This is a genomic window from Pseudomonas sp. AC169 (assembly GCF_979258515.1).
In genome coordinates, this window is sequence record NZ_OZ409866.1 from 2775944 (window position 1) to 2794749 (window position 18806).

Genomic DNA, 18806 nt, shown 5'->3' on the forward strand with positions numbered 1-18806 from the left:
GTTCGAGTTCGGGTGAGCAACATGTGGTGGAGCATTTTTGGCGGTGCAAAGGTCAAGTCTCGGGCAACCGCAGGTCAGCGTTCGCTGGCCGCGCCGATGATCATGTCGCTGGAGCCGCGCATGCTGTTCGACGGTGCGGTGGCGGCCACCGTGGCCGATACCGCTGCGCAAGCCGACAGCCATGCACCCACCGCAGCCGAGGCGGCCAAGGCGCCGGCGGCTGACCATCCCGTGGCGAGCAAGGACACCCACGGCCAGGCCGATGCCACGCCTGCAGCCAGCCCGGTCGCGGTGCCCGGCCAGAGTGTGGTGTTCGTCGACTCGCGGGTGAAGGATGCCGACAGCCTGTTGCAAGGCATTGCTCCCGGCACGCAAGTGGTGAAACTCGACGCCAGCAAGGACGGCTTGCAGCAGATCGCCGACTTCCTCGATCAACATCACGGCGTCAGCTCGGTGCAGATCATTGCCCATGGCAATGCCGGCGATTTGTGGCTGGGCAACAGTTATCTCTCGGCGGACAACGTCGCCCAGCGCAGTGCGGTTCTGGCGGAAATCGGCAAGGACATGAACGCTGGCGGCGACATCCTGATTTACGGCTGCTACACCGCCGAAGGTGATCGTGGCTTGAGTTTTGTCGACTCGCTGGCGCAACTGACCGGGCGTGATGTGGCCGCTTCGAACAACCGCACCGGTGTTGGCGGCGACTGGGATCTGGAGATCGCCACCGGCACCATCGAAGGTGCCAACGTGCTGTCGAGCAAAGCCATGAGCGAGTACCAGTGGGGCCTCGCCACCTGGACCGCGACCAACAACCTCAACTCGGGCGTCGGCTCGTTGCGCGCGGCGCTGGCCTCGGCGCAGAATGGCGATATCGTCACGTTCAGTTCCGGCATGACCGTGCAGCTTACTTCCGAGCTGCTGATCAACAAGAACATCACCGTCGATGGCGACCTGAACAACGACGGCGTGGCCGACGTGACCCTCGATGGCCAATACAAAACCCGCGTGGTGGAAGTCACCTCCGGCAGCACCGTGACCCTCGACGGCCTGGTAATCACCAAAGGCCTGGTCGCCGGCAACGGAGGTAACGGCGGCTCGGCGGCGGCGGGCGCCATGGGCGGCGGCATTTTCAACGCCGGCATACTTACCCTGAACAACGTGACCGTTACCGCGAACGCCGCTTCCGGCGGGGGTGGTGGCGGGGGTGTGACCGGCGGTTATGTCGGCGGTGGCGGTGGCGGTGGTGCGGGTATCGGCGGCCAGACCGGTGGCCATGGCGGTACCTCCGGCCCGGGTACCGGCACTTATGCCGGGGGCTCAGGCAGTGCCAATGCCGGCGGTTACGGCGGCGGTTACAGCCCGACCGACATGGGCGGGCGCGGTGGCACCAGCACCGGTGGCGTGGGCGGCAATGGCGGCAGCGCCGGTGCCGGTTACAGTCATGGCGGCAATGGTGGCTCGGCGACCAATGGCAGCCTTTCCATTGGCGGCGGCGGTGGCGGTTCCGGCTGGGACAAAGTCGGTGGCGTCGGCGGCAACGCCGCCGGCGGTATCTACAACGCTTCGAGCGGCACCCTGAAAGTCATCGGCACGTCGGTCATCAGCAACAACATTGCTGCCGGTGGTGGCGGCGGTGGCGGCGGTGGTGTCGGCAGCAATGGTGCCGATGGCGGTGCCGGCGGTCGCGGCGTCGGGGCGATCTGGAACAACGGCGGTGTGGTGCTGATCACCGCGAGCAACTTCGCCGCGATCAGCGGCAACGGCGCCGCCAGCGGTGCCGGTGGTCTTTCCAACGGTGGTTCGACCGGCACGACGCCGAGCGCACTGGTGGGGATCTACAACAACGGCGGTACGCTCAACACCGCTTACGTGGAACCACCCACCGCCACCGTCGTGGTCGCCGATACCGCGCTGAGAATCGGCGAAACCTCGCTGGTGACCATCACCTTCAGTCGTGCGGTCAGCGGTTTCACCAACGCCGACCTGACCATTGCCAACGGCACGCTGACCAGTGTTTCCAGCGCCGACGGCGGAATTACCTGGACGGCGACCTTCACGCCGACCAACAACATCACCGACACCACCAACCTCATCACCCTCGACAACACCGGGGTGACGGCCGTGTCCGACAGCGTGGCAGGTGTCGGCACCACCAACTCGAACAACTACGCAATCGATACTCAACGTCCGACTGCGACGATCGTGATGGGCGACACCGCGCTGAAAATCGGCGATACCTCACTGGTGACCATTACCTTCAGCGAAGCGGTGTCCGGTTTCACCAACGCCGACCTGACGATTGCCAACGGTACGCTGACCAATGTCTCCAGTGCCGACGGCGGCATCACCTGGACGGCGACCTTCACGCCGACCAGCAGCATCACCGATGCCACCAACCTGATTACCCTGAACAACAGCGGTGTCGCGGATCTGGCCGGCAACGCCGGCAGCGGCACCACCGATTCGTCCAACTACGCGATCGACACCGTGCGTCCGACGGCCACCATTGTGGTGGCGGACAACATTCTGTCAGTCGGTGAAACCTCGCTGGTGACCATCACCTTCAGCGAAGCCGTGAGCGGTTTCACCAACGCCGACCTGACGATTGCCAACGGTACGCTGACCAATGTCTCCAGCGCTGATGGCGGCATTACCTGGACGGCAACGTTTACGCCGAACAGCAGCATCAATGACGCGACCAATCTGATCACCCTGAACAACACCGGGGTCGCGGATCTGGCCGGCAACACCGGTACCGGCACCACCGATTCCAACAACTATGCGATCGATACGCTACGGCCGACGGCCACCATTTTGGTCGCCGATACCGCGCTGAAAATCGGCGAAACCTCGCTGGTGACGATTACCTTCAGCGAGGCCGTCAGCGGCTTCACCAACGCCGACCTGAGCATTGCCAACGGTACGTTGAGCCCAGTCAGCAGCGCCGATGGCGGCATCACCTGGACGGCGACTTTCACACCGAACAGCATCAGCGACGCCACCAACCTGATCATCCTGAATAACAGCGGGGTCGCCGATCTGTCGGGCAACACTGGCAGCGGCACCACCGACTCCAACAATTACGCGGTCGACACCGTGCGGCCGACCGCGACCGTGGTGTTCGCGCAAAGCACCTTGAAAATCGGCGATACCTCGCTGGTGACCATCACTTTCAGCGAAGCGGTGAGCGGTTTCACCAACGCCGACCTGACCATCGCCAATGGCACCCTGACGGCGGTCAGCAGTGCGGACGGCGGGATTACCTGGACGGCGACGTTTACGCCGAGCGCGAACATCACTGATTCCACCAATCTGGTGACGCTGGACAACACCGGCGTGGCCGACCTGGCGGGCAACGCTGGCAGTGGCACCACCGACTCGAACAACTACAGCATCGACACCCAGCGGCCGACCGCGACCATCGTCATGGCCGATCCTGCCTTGAGCGCCGGCGAAACCTCGCTGGTGACCATTACCTTCAGCGAAGCGGTCAGCGGTTTCACCAACGCCGATCTGGCCGTGCCCAACGGCACGCTCACGGCGGTCAGCAGCGCGGACGGCGGCGTCACCTGGACGGCGACGTTCACACCGACCGTCGGGGTCAATGACAGCAGCAACATCATCACCCTGGCCAACACCGGGATCGCTGACCTGGCCGGCAATGCCGGCACGGGCACGACCAACTCCGGCAACTTCATCATCAACACCGTGGCGCCGACCGCCACCATCGTCGTCGCGGACAACAGCCTGACCATCGGCGAAACATCGCTGGTGACCATCACCTTCAGCGAAGCCGTGACCGGTTTCAACAACGCCGACCTGACGATTGCAAACGGTACGCTGACGGCGGTGAGCAGCAGCGATGGCGGTATCACCTGGACGGCGACCTTCACCCCGACCAGCAACATCACGGACGCGAGCAACCTGATCACCCTCGACAACAGCGGTGTACAGAACGCTTCCGGCAACGCTGGCAATGGCACCACCAATTCGAACAACTACGCCATCGATAACCAACGCCCCACCGCAACCATCGCACTTGCCGATTCAGCATTGGGCGTCGGCCAGACCACCACCGTGACCATCACCTTCAGCGAGGCGGTGAGCGGTTTGACTCTGGCTGATCTGACCGTGGCCAACGGCACACTGTCCGGTTTGAGCACGTCGGACAACATCACCTACACGGCGACGTTTACGCCGTCGGCGGGCATCACCGACACCAGCAACCTCATCACCCTGGACAACACTGGCATCACTGACGTGGCGGGCAACGCCGGCAGCGGCACCACCGATTCGGGCAACTACGTGATCGATAGCCAGCGCCCGACCGCGACCATTGTCATCAGTGATACCGATCTGCGTCCCGGCGAAACCGGGCTCGTCACCATTACCTTCAGCGAAGCGGTCAACGGTTTCGACAACGCCGACCTGAGCGTCGCCAACGGCACGCTGAGCAACGTTTCGTCGAGCGATGGCGGCATCACCTGGACGGCCACGTTCACCCCGACCATCGGCGTCAGCGATGCGACTAACCTGATCGTGCTGAATAACGCTGGCATCGGCGATCTGGCCGGCAATGCGGGCATCGGCATCACCAATTCGGCCAATTACGCGGTGCAGACCGAAGTGGCGACCGCGACCATCGTTGTTGCAGACACCGCGCTCAAGGCCGGCGAAACCTCGGCGGTGACCATTACCTTCAGCGAGGCGGTCAGCGGTTTCAGCAACGCTGATCTGACCATCGCCAACGGCACCCTGAGCAACGTTGCCTCCAGCGACGGCGGCATTACCTGGACAGCAACATTCACGCCGACGGCCAACGTCACCGACACCAGCAACCTGATCAGCCTCGACAACAGCGGTGTGACCAACGCCTCCGGTAACAGCGGTGTCGGCGTCACCGACTCGAACAATTTCGCGATCGACACGGCGTTGCCGACGGCGACGATCGTCGTAGCCGACACGGCACTCAAAGGCGGGCAGAGCACCACCGTCACCATCACTTTCAGCGAAGCGGTCAGTGGCTTCAGCCTCGCCGATTTGACCGTGAACAATGGCACACTCAGCGCGCTGAGCTCTTCGGACAACATCACCTTTACGGCGACGTTCACGCCGACGGCGGGGATCACCGACACCAGCAATATTATTCAACTGGATAACAGCGGCGTTCAGGACGCGGCGGGCAATACCGGCAGCGGCACCGCCGATTCGAATAATTATGTGATCGACACGCAGCCACCCACCGCCACCATCGTTATGAGCGACGTTGAGTTGCATCCCGGCGAAACGTCGCTGGTGACTATTACCTTCAGTGAAGCGGTGACCGATTTCACCCGCGCAGATCTTAACGTCACCAACGGTACGCTCAGTGAGGTCACGTCCAGCGATGGCGGGATCACCTGGACGGCAACGTTTACGCCAACACCCAACATCATGAACATCATTAACGCCGTCACGCTGAACACTGCCAATGTGACGGATCTGGCCGGCAACGTCGGAACCAGCGTCGCCAGTTCGGCCAACTTCGGGGTGTTCACCGAGGTTCCGACCGCCACCATCGCGGTTGCCGATACAGCGCTCAAGGCCGGTGAAAGCACGCAAGTGACGATCACCTTCAGTCAGCCAGTGCAGGGTTTCACCCTCGATGATTTGGGGGGGACAAATGGCACGCTTAACCATCTGACCTCGCTTGATGGCGGCGTCACCTGGACCGTTACGTTTACCCCGACAGCGGACATCACCTCTACTGCCAACGTCATCACGCTGGACAAAGCCGGCATCCAGAACCTCTATGGCGACAGTGGCGTAGGCACGACGACCTCCAGCAACATAACCATCGACACCCAACTGCCGACCGCGACCATTCGTGTGCTCAGCGATCATCTGGGTATCGGTGCGACCTCCACAGTGGTCTTCACCTTCAGCGAAGCGGTGAGCGGTTTCGACCTGTCGGACATCAGTGTCGCCAACGGCACGCTGGCGAACCTGACCAGCAGTGATGGCGGCATTACCTGGACCGCTACGCTGACGCCGACGGCCAACGTCAACGACACGACCAACCTGATCATCGTCGACACTGCCGGGGTGCAGGACCTGGCCGGCAACCTTGGCGCGAGCATCGCGATTTCCAACAATTACCTGCTCGATGCGACCCGGCCGACGGTGAACATCGTGGTCGCCAATTCGCATCTGGGCATCGGCCAGACCACCACGGTGACCTTTACCTTCAGCGAGGCGGTGAGCAATTTCGACCTGTCCGACCTGAGCGTGACCAATGGCGACCTGAGCAATCTGAGCAGCAGCGATGGCGGCAAGACCTGGACCGCGACGTTCACGCCGGCCGCCAACGTCAATGACCCGAGCAACTTCATTGCGCTCGACACCAGCAACGTTACCGACGTGGCTGGCAACGTCGGCAGCAGCGTCGCGGTGTCGAACAATTACGCGCTCGACAGCGAGCGGCCGAGTGCGACGGTGGTGATCGCCAACCCCAACATCGGCCTCGGTCAGACGTCGGCGGTGACCATTACTTTCAATGAGGCGGTCAGCGGCTTTGATCTGTCGGACATCAATGTCGGCAACGGCACGCTGTCCAATCTGAGCAGCAGCGACGGTGGCAAGACCTGGACCGCAACCCTGACGCCGAACGCCAACGTCAACAGCGCCAGCAATGCCATCAGCGTCAACAGCGCAGGGGTCAGAGATGCGTCCGGCAACAGCGGGGCCGGGGTCAGCAGCTCCAACAATTACGCGATCAACACGCTGCCGCTGGTGACGCCGCCAACGTTGCCGACCACTAGCGTGGTGATCCCGGATCCGCTGATCCGCAGCAGCGATCCGGTGGTGCCGCCACTGCCAGCGAACGTGCCGCTGCAACCGATCATTTTCTCGCCACCGACCGGCGATCTCGGCTCACCGCTGACCTTCGCGCCGCTGTTCGAGCAACGGGTGATCGGCAACGGCATTCGCCCGCTGGGCGATATTTTCATGAATCACGGCGCCTTGAGCCCGAGTTTTATTGCTCAGGTGTTCGGCAGCAGCGACAACGCGGGTGATGGCTCCGGTCATGGCTTCCTCGGTTTTGGCGGCGGCGATGGTGGCGTCTTCGGTAGCAGCACGCTGTCGAGCCTGTTCCACCAGAACAGCAGCGCCGAGCGCGATTCGCTGAACGCATTTGGCAGTCACTCACTTAAGACCGGCGACATTTCTCAAGGCCTGCGCGGCGTGTTTGGCGCACCGACGCTGGGCCAGCAACTGCAACAACTCAAAGACAGCGAGCAACACCGGGTCGACCACCTGGCGGCGGCGTTGCAACAGGTCGGTATCAGCGAAATATCGGCCTGAAAAAACCATAACTCAACACTGTGCGGGACCTAGGGGCGATCCAGGGATGAAGAAAAGTCAGAAGTTGTTCGGCGCCAGCCTGCTGGCGCTGGCGATCAGTGGATGTGCGGTGACCAGTGAACCGATTGAACGCAGCGTCAGCGAACAGCGCGCCAAGACCGACCTGCAAAGCATGTACAAGGATCAAGAGCCGCTGCGCGGCCCGTTGACCCTGCACCAGGCCATGGCCCGCGCCGTGAAGTACAACCTCGAAGGCCGCTTGAAAATCATGGAGGAAGCGCTGGCCAAGCGGCAGCTCGACCTCGCCAGTTTCGACATGCTGCCGCGCATGGCGCTGGACGCCGGTTACGTCGGGCGTAACAACGTCAACGCCTCCAGCAGCCAGAGCGTACGCACCGGCACCCAGTCTCTGGAACCGTCGACCTCGCAGGATCGTGACCGTGAAGTCGCCGACCTGACCATGGTCTGGAACGTCCTCGACTTCGGCGTCAGCTACATCAGCGCCAAGCAGCAGGGCGACCAGCGTCTGATTGTTCAGGAACGTCGCCGCAAGGTGATCAATACCATCGTTCAGGATGTGCGTTCGGCCTATTGGCGAGCGATGGCCGCTGAACGTTTGCTCAAGCAGATCGACAGTCTGATGGCGCGGGTGCAGACCGCCCGCGACAACAGCCAGACCTTGAGCGATCAACGCATTGGCGATCCGGTGCAGTCGCTTGGTTACCAACGCTCGCTGATCGAAGCGACCCGGCAGCTGGAGGAGCAGCGCCGCGCCTTGTCGCTGGCGAAAACCGAACTGGCGACGCTGATCAACTTGCCGCTGGGCACCAACCTGACGCTGGCCACCGATGACGGTTATCAGATTCCCGAGCTCAAGGTCGATCTGGCCAAACTCGAACAAGAAGCCCTGACCAGCCGCCCGGAACTGCGCGAGCAGGATTACCAGACGCGGATCAGCGCCGCCGAAACCCGCAAGGCCATGCTGCGTTTGCTGCCCGGTCTTGAGTTCTCCGCTGGCGGGCATTACGACAGCAACTCGTTCCTCGTCGAACAGGGCTGGGCCGACTACGGCGTCAAAGTCACCTGGAACCTGTTCAACGTGATCTCCGCACCGGCGGCGATCAACGTTGCCAAGGCTGGCGAAGAAGTCGCCACGGCGCGGCGTCAGGCGATGTCGATCGCGGTGCTGGCGCAGCTCTACGTGGCTAACGCCAACTACCAGGAGGCGCTGCGGCAGTTCAAGACTAACCAGCAACTGTCGGACATCGACGGGCAGATCGTCGGTCAGTTGCGCAACCGTCATCAGGCGGCCGGAATTGGTGAGCTGGACCTGATTCAGGGCGAGCTGAACAACCTGCAAGCGGATCTGCGCCGCGATCTGTCGTACGCCGATCTGCGCAATGCCTATGGCCAGATCTTCGCCAGTGCCGGCCTCGATCCGCTGCCGGATCAAGTGCAGTCGACCGAAGTGCAATCGATTGCCACCGCGCTGGCCAACCGTGAATCGGCATGGGCGGCGGGGGATATTTCGGCGCCGGTGGTGGCGCATGCTCCGGCCCAGTGAGGCCAGGGCTCAACCATGAGCCGGCCGGCGTTTGCGCGCCTGCCGGTGACGGTGGATTTGCCGCTGCTGTTGCAAGCGCTGGAGGCGATTGCCGACGACGCCTGGCGAAGTCACTTCAACGCTGAATATTTCTCCGGCGACTGGAGCGGCGTCGCGCTGATTTCAGCGGCCGATGCATTGACCGAGTTGTCGCCCGGTCGCGGCGCACCGCTGCAACGCGCGTCCTGGCTACGGGATGAGCGCTGGCGGCAGGGGCTGCGCAATCTGTCGCTGGATATCGTCAGTGCCCGGCTGCTGCGCCTGGGGCCGGGCGGGCAGATCCATGAGCATCGCGATTACGATCTCGAGGGCCCTCAGGCCGATTTACGCCTGCATATTCCGTTGCTCAGTCCAGCGCATGTCGATTTCTGGCTCGACGGCCAACGCATGCCCATGCAGGCAGGCGAATGCTGGTTTCTCGATCTGGCGCGCCCGCACCGTGTGGATAACCGTGATACCTCGGCGCGGGTTCATCTGGTCGTCGACTGCCGGCCCGGTGCCTGGCTTGAGCAGATGATCGCGGAAGGCTTGCCGAGCACACCGGCGCCGGGTTTGGCTGAAACCGCGTTGCAACGCTTTCAGACACGGGTCGCCGAAGATGCTGCGCTATCTCTAGCCCTGCGTTCGCTGCACGACTCAGAAGCATTCATCAGCCGGACGCTGGCACTTGCCGCTGAACAGGGTTTGGCATTTTCTCGCGAGGAATTGCGCGCAGCGATGCGCAACGGACGGCGACAGTGGAACGAACAATGGAGCGCTTGAGCTTCGACGGCTGGTTGCCGATTCGTGTCTGGCCGGTCGATGGCCAGTGGCAGGTGGATTGGTGCTGGTTCGGTGACACGCCGTTGCATCAGCCGTTTTTCCGCGAAGCGGTGGATCAAGCGTTACGGCTGCCGTTCAATCAGGCCTTTCGACGGCAGACACCGCTGTCGACACTCAGCGATTGGCAGGCGCAAAGCCCTGGGCTCGCGCCGGGTGCATTCATTCTGCACGCCTCGCGCTGTGGTTCGACATTGCTCAGCCAGATGCTCGCGCGGCTCGACGATCACATCGTGGTGTCCGAACCGCCGCCATTGGATGCGCTATTACGCAGTGATTTACCCGAGAACGAACGGCGTGCGGCGATTCGCGGATTGCTCTCTGCGTACGGGCAGCGCCGTCGCGGCATCGAGCAACGGCTGGTGGTCAAGCTCGACGCCTGGAACATTGGGGAGTGGTCGCTGCTACAGGAATGCTTTCCCGAAACGCCGTGGTTGTTTCTCTATCGTGACCCTTTGGAAATTGCCGTTTCACACCTGCGCCGCCCGGGCATGCACATGGTGCCGGGGATGCTCGGCAATTGCGTGTTGGAGGATGGTTTGCCATTTGAGGGACGCGAAGATTTCATTGCCCGGCGTTTGGGGCGGTTGCTTGAAGCGGGGTGGGTGCATTGCCGGGATTCGGCGGGTTTGTTGGTGAATTACAGCGAGTTGCCCGAGGCAATGGCCGGTCGCCTGGCGCGGTTTTTCCGCTTGAGCGAAACACAGCGCCAGCGAGTATCTGCAGCGACCGCACAGCACGCGAAACAGCCTTCACAAATCTTCGTTGCCGATGGTCAAGACAAACGCCGCGAGGCCTCGGCACTGTTGCAAATGCGCGTGCACACTTGCACCCGCGCGCCTTATGAAGCGCTGGAAAAACTTCGCCTGAGTGCCGCTGGCTTGGTTTCATGACTTGCCGGATAAATCCGCCATGCCCTTGAGCAACTCGATCGGCAACGGGAAGACAATCGTCGAACTCTTGTCGCCGGCAATCGAACTCAAGGTCTGCATATAACGCAACTGCATCGCCCCGGGCTGGCGGCCAAGCATCTCCGCCGCCTGCATGAGTTTCTCCGACGCTTGTAACTCGCCCTCGGCGTGGATCACCTTGGCTCGCCGTTCCCTTTCAGCTTCAGCCTGTTTGGCGATGGCCCGCACCATCGATTCATTGAGGTCGACATGCTTGATCTCGACGTTGGCAACCTTGATCCCCCACGCGTCAGTCTGCGCATCGAGCACCTGTTGAATGTCGATATTCAACTGCTCGCGTTCGGCCAGCAGTTCATCCAGTTCGTGCTTGCCGAGCACGGCGCGCAGGGTGGTTTGCGCCAATTGGCTGGTGGCTGACAGATAATCTTCAACTTGAATAATCGCCTTCTGCGGGTCGAGCACGCGGAAGTACAGCACGGCGTTGACCTTCACCGACACGTTGTCGCGGGTGATCACGTCCTGCGGCGGCACATCGAGCACGACCGTGCGCAGGTCGACACGGACCATTTGCTGCACCACCGGAATCAGCAGGATCAGACCGGGGCCTTTGACTTGCCAGAAGCGCCCAAGCTGAAACACCACGCCGCGCTCGTATTCACGGAGGATGCGGAACGTCGAGCCGGCCAAGGCGATGACCAATAACAGCAGTGCGACAAAACCGATTTGCAGACCCATGATCACTCTCCGAGTGGCGCCGCGTCAGTCGCGGCCACTTGCAGCAACAATCCCTTGCGCCCCACCACGCGCACCGATTGCCCGGTTTGCAGCGGGGTGGCGCTGAACACTTGCCAGCGTTCACCTTGCAGTTGCACCCAGCCGTTGCGGGCATCGCCCGGTTGCACGCTGGTGATCGCGGTGACACTGCCGAGCAGGCCGGCGTCGCCACTGACGGCGTGGCGCGGGCGGGTTTTCAGGGCGCGAATCAGCAGCGCGATCAACAGCAGGGCGCTGATCAGACCGAGGCCGATCATCATCGGCACCGGCAACTCGGCGTTGCTCAGAATCAGCGCACCGATGACGAACATGATGATGCCGCCCAGCCCGATCACGCCGTAATTGGGCAGCGCCGCTTCGGCGATCAGAAAGACGATGCCCAAGGTAATCAGCCACAAACCGGCCGGACTCATCGGCGGCAACGGGGTGTCAGCGGCGAGGGCTGAGCCGCTGATCAGCAGGAGCAAGGCAAGCGCACACCATCGGCTGTTCACGTGACCCTCCGCGAGCGTCATGGGCTGGTTCTTTCAGTCTAGTTGAGGGTTGCACTGGCTGAATTTGATCAATGCGCGGATGTGTCCAGTGGGCGGAATTACCGGCGTCACCACGCCGTCGAACTAGACTCAAAGACACGGCAACCACCGTTCAGCGCAACACCGAGGTGCATCATGCGTATGGCAAGAAAGGTGCAGAGCAGCCTGAACCGCGCGCACTGCGAATACGACATCGTCGCCCATCGACATTCGTCCAGCAGCCTGGAAACCGCACGGGTCGCCGGGGTGCCCGCCGAGCGGGTGGCCAAATCACTCATTCTCGACGACCACCATGGGCATTACCTGATGGCTGTGCTGCCGGCCAGTCGTCACCTGGACCTGAGCAAGGTACGCACCAGCGGCGAATGGCAACTGACTCGCGAAAGCAATCTGGCGCACATTTTCGACGACTGCGAACGTGGTGCGGTGCCGCCGCTGGGTGACTCCTACGGGCTGGACATGGTCATCGACCCGCTGCTGACGCGGCAGAAGGATATTTATCTGGAGGCGGGCAACCACAATTACCTGCTGCACATGAGCATGGCGGAGTTTCTGAAAATGGTGCCGCATGCCGAAGTGCGAGAGTTGAGTGATTAAGCTTTGTGGCGCTGGCACTGGCGCCTTCGCGAGCAGGCTCGCTCCCACAGGTTGATCGCATTCCCCTGTGGGAGCGAGCCTGCTCGCGAATAATCTTCCAAACAACCCATTTTTGAAGGAACTCAGCAATGGAGCAACCAATCCATAGCCTCCCATCCCTGTTCAAACAACTCGGCCTTCCCGACGATCCGGTCAACATCGACAAATTCATCGCCACCCATTCCCCGCTCAAACCCGAACTGCATCTGGCCGATGCGTTTTTCTGGACGAAGAGCCAGTCGCAGTTCTTGCGCGACGAGATTCTGGATGACGCCGATTGGGCCGAGGTGGTGGATCGGTTGGATGTGTTGTTGCGAAAGGGCAGGTTGGGCTGAAGAGCTGACCTCAGATCATTCAACTTGGCACAAGGGTTGTTGATGATCAAAAAATAGACCAAAATCACGACCTCAATTGAGGTCTTTTATTATGCAAAGCGTTTTGGCCGATATGGCTGTCAGTGTCTCAGAATTAAAGAAAAACCCTTCCGCAGTGCTGAGCGGTGCACATGGCGGTGCCGTGGCCGTTCTTAACCACAATCGCGTCATGGGCTATATGGTGCCAGCGGATGTGTACGAAGCAATGATGGAGCGACTTGATGATCTGGAGCTTGCCGAAATCGTTCGCGCCCGCAGCCATGAAACGCCAATTTCGGTAAGCCTGGATGACCTATAAGCTCGAATTTTTGCCATCCGCTCACAAAGAGTGGAACAAGTTGGGTCATACACTACGAGAACAATTCAAAAAGAAGCTGGGTGAGAGATTGAGGCTGCCCAGAGTCTCCGCAGACGCACTTCATGGAATGCCTGATTGCTACAAAATCAAATTGAAAGCTTCAGGCTATCGTCTGGTTTATCAGGTAATTGACGAGAGGGTCGTCGTTTCAGTCGTAGCGGTCGGTAAACGTGAGCGCAGTAGCGTTTATGAGAATGCAAAAAAGCGCTGATTTAACTCTCAGCGGCGGCTCTCTTCGCCCCAGCAGGCAATTTGTTTCAAAACTTGACTGAAATTCCCCTCCAATGCGATATTGATAGTTAGCAAACTAACAGTGTGCATTTTCCCGTGCCGAACGAACTCGACGCTCTCCAGATGAACATCAGCAGCGCCATGGTGGTGGCCGCCAGGCATTGGCGGAAGATCTGCCAGACCACGCTGGTCAACTATGGAATCTCCGAAGCCTGCGCCGTGCCGCTGTTGATGATCGGCCGTTTGGGCGAGGGCGTGCGCCAGGTGCAGGTGGCGCAGGCGGCCGGGATGGAGAGTCCGTCGCTGGTGCGTCTGCTCGATCAGTTGTGTCATTCGGGTTACGTCTGCCGTACCGAAGATGCCCAGGATCGCCGCGCCAAGTGCCTGAGTCTGACCGACACCGGACGTGAACTGGTGCAAGCGGTCGAGATCGAACTGGTGCGCTTGCGTCATGAGGTGCTCGAAGGCATCGATCAAAGCGATCTGGAAGCTACGCTTCGGGTACTCAGAGCTTTTGAGGCGGCCCATCCGCCTGTGGTGATCAATTCTTGAACGGTTTTTTCTCCGGCATTCCGCCCGCCCGTGACTGGTTCTACGGGATCCGTACGTTTGCAGCGTCGATGATCGCGCTGTACATCGCCTTGCTTATGCAAATGCCGCGTCCGTATTGGGCGATGGCCACGGTGTATATCGTCTCCAGCCCTTTTCTCGGCCCGACCAGTTCCAAGGCCTTGTACCGCGCCATCGGTACTTTTCTCGGTGCGGCGGCGGCAGTCTTTTTCGTGCCGATGTTCGTACAGAGCCCGTATGTGCTGGTGGTGGTCATCGCGCTGTGGACGGGGATTTTGCTGTTCATGTCCCTGCATTTGCGCACGGCCAACAGCTACGCACTGATGCTCGCCGGTTACACCTTGCCTTTAATTGCCTTGCCGGTGGTGGATAACCCGCTGGCTGTGTGGGACGTGGCGGAAGCGCGCACGGAAGAGATTTTCCTCGGCATCGCCGTGGCTGCGGTGGTCGGTGCGATGTTCTGGCCGCGTCGTCTGGCGCCGGTGTTCAACGACGCGGTGAGCAAGTGGTTCGCTGACGCGACGACCTACAGCCTGAAATTCCTCAGTCGCGACGTGCAACCTGAAGAAGTCACCGCGCTGCGCATGGCCATGGTCGCCAACTTCAACAGCCTCGAATTGATGATCGGTCAGTTGCCCCACGAAGGCTCGCGACCGCAAACGGTGCGTAACACCAAAGAACTGCGCGGGCGGATGATTCATTTATTACCGGTGATTGATGCGCTGGAAGATTCGCTCTACGCCCTCGAACGACGCACACCGGAACTGGTGGAAAAATTCGAACCGTTGCTGGCGGCAACTCGCGAATGGCTAGGTAACCAAGACGCCGATCTCGATCGCTGGCAAGCGCTGAAAGACCAGCTCGAAGCCCTGCAACCGAGCGCTGAAGCGCTGGAAGATCGCCGGCAACTGCTGTTCTCCAACTCGATCTATCGCCTCGGTGAATTCATCGATCTATGGCAGGACTGCCGCAGCCTGCAGGACGCGATTCTCTGCGAACGTCAGGACAGCTGGCGCGCGGTGTATCGCCACTGGCGCCTCGGTCGCCTGACACCGTTCATTGATCGCGGGCTGATGCTCTATTCGGTAGCGTCGACGATTCTGGCAATCATCACCGCCTCGGTGCTGTGGATTCTGCTCGGCTGGCCGGACGGCGGCAGCGCGGTGATTCTGGCGGCGGTGGCGTGCAGTTTCTTCGCCTCGATGGACGACCCGGCGCCGCAGATCTACCGGTTCTTTTTCTGGACCGGCATGTCCGTGTTATTCGCCAGCCTGTATCTGTTTTTGATTCTGCCCAACCTGCACGATTTCCCGATGCTGGTGCTGGCGTTTTCCATTCCGTTTATCTGCGTTGGCACCCTGACCGTGCAACCGCGTTTCTACCTCGGCATGCTGCTGACGCTGGTCAACACTTCGTCGTTCATCAGCATTCAGGGCGCTTACGACGCGGACTTTTTCGCCTTCGTGAACTCCAACCTGGCGGGGCCGATTGGTCTGCTGTTCGCGTTTATCTGGACGCTGGTGGCGCGCCCGTTCGGTGCGGAATTGGCAGCGAAACGCCTGACCCGTTTCAGCTGGAAAGACATCGTGCACATGACCGAGCCGGCCAACCTCGCCGAGCATCGGAAACTGGGTGTGCAGCTGCTTGATCGGCTGATGCAGCACTTGCCGCGTCTGGCGCTCACCGGTCAGGACACCGGCATCGCCATGCGCGAAGTGCGCGTCGGCCTGAACTTGCTCGATTTGCTCGCCTACACGCCACGGGTGACCGGCGCGCCGAACGCGTTGCTGCAGCAAGTGGTCAGTGAAGTCGGCGAGTATTTCCGCGCCTGCCTCAAGGCCGGCGAACGCTTGCCTGCACCCGCGCCGTTGCTGATGACCCTGGATCGCACCCGTCGCGCACTCAATGGCCACGGCGATGATGAAACCCGGCTAAACCTGTTGCACGCCTTGAGCGGTTTGCGTCTGGCGTTGCTGCCCGGCGTCGAATTCGTTTCCAGCGCTGAGCCCGAAGAACCGCTGCCCGATGGAGCGCCCCTATGATCGGTGATCTGGACATCAGCGGCATTTTCCTGCCGACCCTGCTGGTGTTGATGGGCATCACTTATGTGCTGTTTTTGCTGGTGCATGCCGTGCTCACGCGCGTGCACTTTTACCGTCTGGTCTGGCACCGGGCATTGTTCAACGTGGCCCTCTACGCGGTACTGCTGTACGGCGTGGACTCACTCAGTCGATACCTGATGACATGAAAAAACCGTTTTTGACCATCGGTCGCGTGGTACTGACCCTGCTGATCGTGACTTTTGCCGTTGTCCTCGTCTGGCGCATGGTGATGTATTACATGTTTGCGCCATGGACCCGCGACGGCCACATTCGCGCCGACATCATCCAGATCGCCCCGGACGTGTCCGGGTTGATCCAGCAGGTTGAAGTGAAAGACAACCAGTTGATCAAGCGCGGCCAAGTGCTGTTTAGCATCGACCAGGATCGCTTCAAACTGGCCCTGCGTCAGGCCAAAGCGGCTGTCGCTGACCGCGAAGAAACCTTGGCTCAAGCCCAGCGCGAAGCCAAACGTAACCGTGGCCTCGGCAATCTGGTTCCAGCCGAGCAGTTGGAAGAAAGCCAATCGAAGGTCGCCCGTGCGCAATCAGCACTGGCCGAAGCCATGGTCACCGTGGACAGCGCCCAGCTCAACCTCGACCGTTCGGTGATTCGCAGCCCGGTCGACGGCTACGTCAACGACCGTGCGCCGCGTCCGCAGGAATTCGTCACCGCCGGGCGGCCGGTGTTGTCGGTGGTCGACAGCAATTCGTTCCACATCGACGGCTATTTCGAAGAGACCAAACTCGACGGCATTCATGTCGGCCAGTCGGTGGACATTCGTGTGATCGGCGACCGTGCGAAACTGCGCGGGCATGTCGAAAGCATCGTCGCCGGTATCGAAGACCGTGACCGCACCAGCGGCAGTAATCTGTTGCCGAACGTCAACCCGGCGTTCAGCTGGGTGCGGCTGGCACAGCGAATTCCGGTGCGGATTGCCTTTGATGACGTGCCGGAAGATTTCCGCATGATCGCCGGGCGTACCGCCACGGTATCCATTATCGATGACGCAAAAGTCGACCATAAAAAGCAGGAGCCCGCGCAATGAGCAGGGCCCTGATGATCGCCGGGTTGGGCGTGATGTTGTCGGCGTGTCAGATGGTCGGCCCGGACTATCACGTGCCGGAAGACGCGGCAGTGCAACGCAAGGATTTTCAGGGCGAACTCGCTGTGGCCGGCAAACCCGTCGTATCCGCGCCAGTGCCGGCGGACTGGTGGCGGCTGTATAAAGATCCGCGCCTCGATCAACTGGTTCAGCAGGCCATGGCTTCCAACACCGATCTGCGCGTTGCGGCTGCCAATTTGCAGCGTGCCCGTGCTCAGGTCGATGAGGCCGAGGCCGCTGGTGGCTGGAGCGGCGGCGTGAAAATGGGCGCCCAGCGTTTGCAGGAGTCCGGTCAGGCGTTCTTGCTGCCGGAAAAAGTCCCGGTGGCCAACATCGGTGACATCGGCATCAGCGCTTCGTATCAGTTCGACCTGTGGGGCACATTGCAACGTGGCATCGAAGGCGCGAAAGCCAATGCCGACGCGACACAAGCCGCCGCCGATACTGCGCGCATCACTTTGGTGGCCGACGTGGTTCGCGCCTACACCCAAGTCTGCGCGGCCAACGAAGAGCGCGAAATCGCCCAGCATTCCCTCGACCTGCAGTCCCAAGGCACCACGCTGATCCAGCGTCTGCGCGACGCTGGCCGTGGCGATGAAACCCAGGTCACCCGTTCGCAAACCCAATTCAAATCCCTGCGCGCCGATATGCCGCGCTATGAAGCGGCTCGTCAGGCCGGGTTGTTCCGTCTGTCGATGCTGCTGGCGAAACCGGTCGATCAATTGCCGGCCGGCACCGCGACTTGCGCCGAATTGCCGAAAATCGCTCAACTGTTGCCGGTCGGTGACGGCGCCGCACTGCTCAAACGTCGCCCGGATATCCGACAGGCCGAACGGCGTCTGGCTGCTGCGACGGCCGGCATCGGCGTCGCCACCGGCGAGCTGTACCCGGACATCAGCATCGGCGCGACCATCGGCACCGTCGGGATTCTCGATGACCTCGGTGATCCGTCGACCAACCGCTGGGGCTTCGGCCCGTCGCTGAGCTGGAAAGTGCCGACCAACGGCGCCCGTGCGCGCATTCGTGAAGCCGAAGCGACCACCCAAGGCGCGCTGGCGCATTTCGACGGCGTGGTGCTCAACGCCATTCGCGAAACCCAGACCGGCCTGGCCCAATACAGCGCGCTGCTGCAACGCCGCGATGCGCTGGCCGACGCCGAGCAGTCGGCGAAACTGGCCGCCGACCAGACCCACCGCTTCTTCCAGGCAGGTCGCGAGTCGTTCCTCGCCGATCTGCAAGCGACCCGCACCTACACCGATGTCACCGCGCAACTGGCCGCCGCCAACACCCAGGTTGCCATGAGCCAGATCGATTTGTTCCTCGCCTTGGGCGGCGGCTGGGAAAGCGGACGAACGCACGCTCCAAGCCCCGGCAAACCCTGAGGCCGTTGCTATGCTTTGAAGTGTTGGAAGGGCGCCCCGTGCAAAGCACCCTTCCAGCGCACATTGC

Annotated in this window: 15 protein-coding genes; 13 read left to right on the forward strand and 2 right to left on the reverse strand. The window is 61.3% G+C overall.

Features of this window, described 5'->3' with window-relative positions; genetic code table 11:
- Window positions 1-21: 21 nt before the first annotated feature.
- Genes ACZZ0G_RS12600 through ACZZ0G_RS12615 form a run of 4 tightly spaced genes read left to right on the forward strand, consistent with a single transcriptional unit; the run spans window position 22 to window position 10659 of the window.
- Window positions 22-7344, forward strand: coding sequence for an Ig-like domain-containing protein (locus tag ACZZ0G_RS12600; protein ID WP_463556344.1), 7323 nt, complete (start codon window positions 22-24; stop codon window positions 7342-7344).
- 46 nt (window positions 7345-7390) lie between these two features.
- Window positions 7391-8908 (forward strand): TolC family protein, encoded by a 1518-nt coding sequence (locus ACZZ0G_RS12605; protein WP_463556345.1) that lies wholly within the window; start codon window positions 7391-7393, stop codon window positions 8906-8908.
- A gap of 15 nt (window positions 8909-8923) precedes the next feature.
- Window positions 8924-9709: an aspartyl/asparaginyl beta-hydroxylase domain-containing protein gene (locus ACZZ0G_RS12610; RefSeq protein ID WP_463556346.1), complete on the forward strand. Its 786-nt coding sequence runs from the start codon at window positions 8924-8926 to the stop codon at window positions 9707-9709.
- A complete protein-coding gene (locus ACZZ0G_RS12615; protein WP_463556347.1) occupies window positions 9697-10659 on the forward strand; it encodes a sulfotransferase family protein in 963 nt (320 codons plus the stop codon). The genes ACZZ0G_RS12610 and ACZZ0G_RS12615 overlap by 13 nt, the downstream gene beginning before the upstream one ends.
- Here the strand turns inward: ACZZ0G_RS12615 and ACZZ0G_RS12620 are convergent.
- Entirely contained in the window at window positions 10654-11412 is a 759-nt protein-coding gene (locus tag ACZZ0G_RS12620) for a slipin family protein (RefSeq protein ID WP_007917711.1), read from the reverse strand. The two genes, ACZZ0G_RS12615 and ACZZ0G_RS12620, sit on opposite strands and share 6 nt — an antisense overlap.
- A gap of 2 nt (window positions 11413-11414) precedes the next feature.
- Window positions 11415-11945, reverse strand: coding sequence for an NfeD family protein (locus ACZZ0G_RS12625; RefSeq protein WP_463556348.1), 531 nt, complete (start codon window positions 11943-11945; stop codon window positions 11415-11417).
- Between the two features lie 174 nt (window positions 11946-12119).
- On the opposite strand from ACZZ0G_RS12625, the gene ACZZ0G_RS12630 reads away from it, so the two are divergent.
- The 9 genes from ACZZ0G_RS12630 (at window position 12120) to ACZZ0G_RS12670 (ending at window position 18739) form a co-directional block, all read left to right on the forward strand.
- Window positions 12120-12581: an aminoacyl-tRNA deacylase gene (locus tag ACZZ0G_RS12630; protein ID WP_463556349.1), complete on the forward strand. Its 462-nt coding sequence runs from the start codon at window positions 12120-12122 to the stop codon at window positions 12579-12581.
- A 128-nt stretch (window positions 12582-12709) separates the two neighbouring features.
- Window positions 12710-12955 (forward strand): DUF2789 domain-containing protein, encoded by a 246-nt coding sequence (locus tag ACZZ0G_RS12635; protein WP_463556350.1) that lies wholly within the window; start codon window positions 12710-12712, stop codon window positions 12953-12955.
- A 91-nt stretch (window positions 12956-13046) separates the two neighbouring features.
- On the forward strand, window positions 13047-13292 hold the full coding sequence (locus tag ACZZ0G_RS12640; protein ID WP_095122322.1) for a type II toxin-antitoxin system Phd/YefM family antitoxin: 246 nt from the start codon (window positions 13047-13049) through the stop codon (window positions 13290-13292).
- Window positions 13282-13563, forward strand: coding sequence for a type II toxin-antitoxin system RelE family toxin (locus ACZZ0G_RS12645; protein ID WP_463556351.1), 282 nt, complete (start codon window positions 13282-13284; stop codon window positions 13561-13563). Before ACZZ0G_RS12640 ends, ACZZ0G_RS12645 begins: the two co-directional genes overlap by 11 nt.
- Before the next feature lie 143 nt (window positions 13564-13706).
- Entirely contained in the window at window positions 13707-14135 is a 429-nt protein-coding gene (locus ACZZ0G_RS12650; RefSeq protein ID WP_236430533.1) for a MarR family winged helix-turn-helix transcriptional regulator, read from the forward strand.
- Window positions 14132-16195, forward strand: a complete 2064-nt coding sequence (locus tag ACZZ0G_RS12655; RefSeq protein ID WP_463556352.1) for an FUSC family protein — start codon at window positions 14132-14134, stop codon at window positions 16193-16195. Before ACZZ0G_RS12650 ends, ACZZ0G_RS12655 begins: the two co-directional genes overlap by 4 nt.
- The gene (locus ACZZ0G_RS12660) at window positions 16192-16401 is read left to right on the forward strand and encodes a DUF1656 domain-containing protein (protein ID WP_007917703.1); all 210 of its coding nucleotides are present in this window, start codon (window positions 16192-16194) and stop codon (window positions 16399-16401) included. The genes ACZZ0G_RS12655 and ACZZ0G_RS12660 overlap by 4 nt, the downstream gene beginning before the upstream one ends.
- Entirely contained in the window at window positions 16398-17300 is a 903-nt protein-coding gene (locus ACZZ0G_RS12665) for an efflux RND transporter periplasmic adaptor subunit (RefSeq protein WP_463556353.1), read from the forward strand. Before ACZZ0G_RS12660 ends, ACZZ0G_RS12665 begins: the two co-directional genes overlap by 4 nt.
- Window positions 17297-18739 carry an efflux transporter outer membrane subunit gene (locus ACZZ0G_RS12670; protein WP_463556354.1) on the forward strand — a complete coding sequence of 481 codons (1443 nt, stop codon included), beginning with the start codon at window positions 17297-17299 and terminating at the stop codon, window positions 18737-18739. Before ACZZ0G_RS12665 ends, ACZZ0G_RS12670 begins: the two co-directional genes overlap by 4 nt.
- Window positions 18740-18806: the final 67 nt, after the last annotated feature.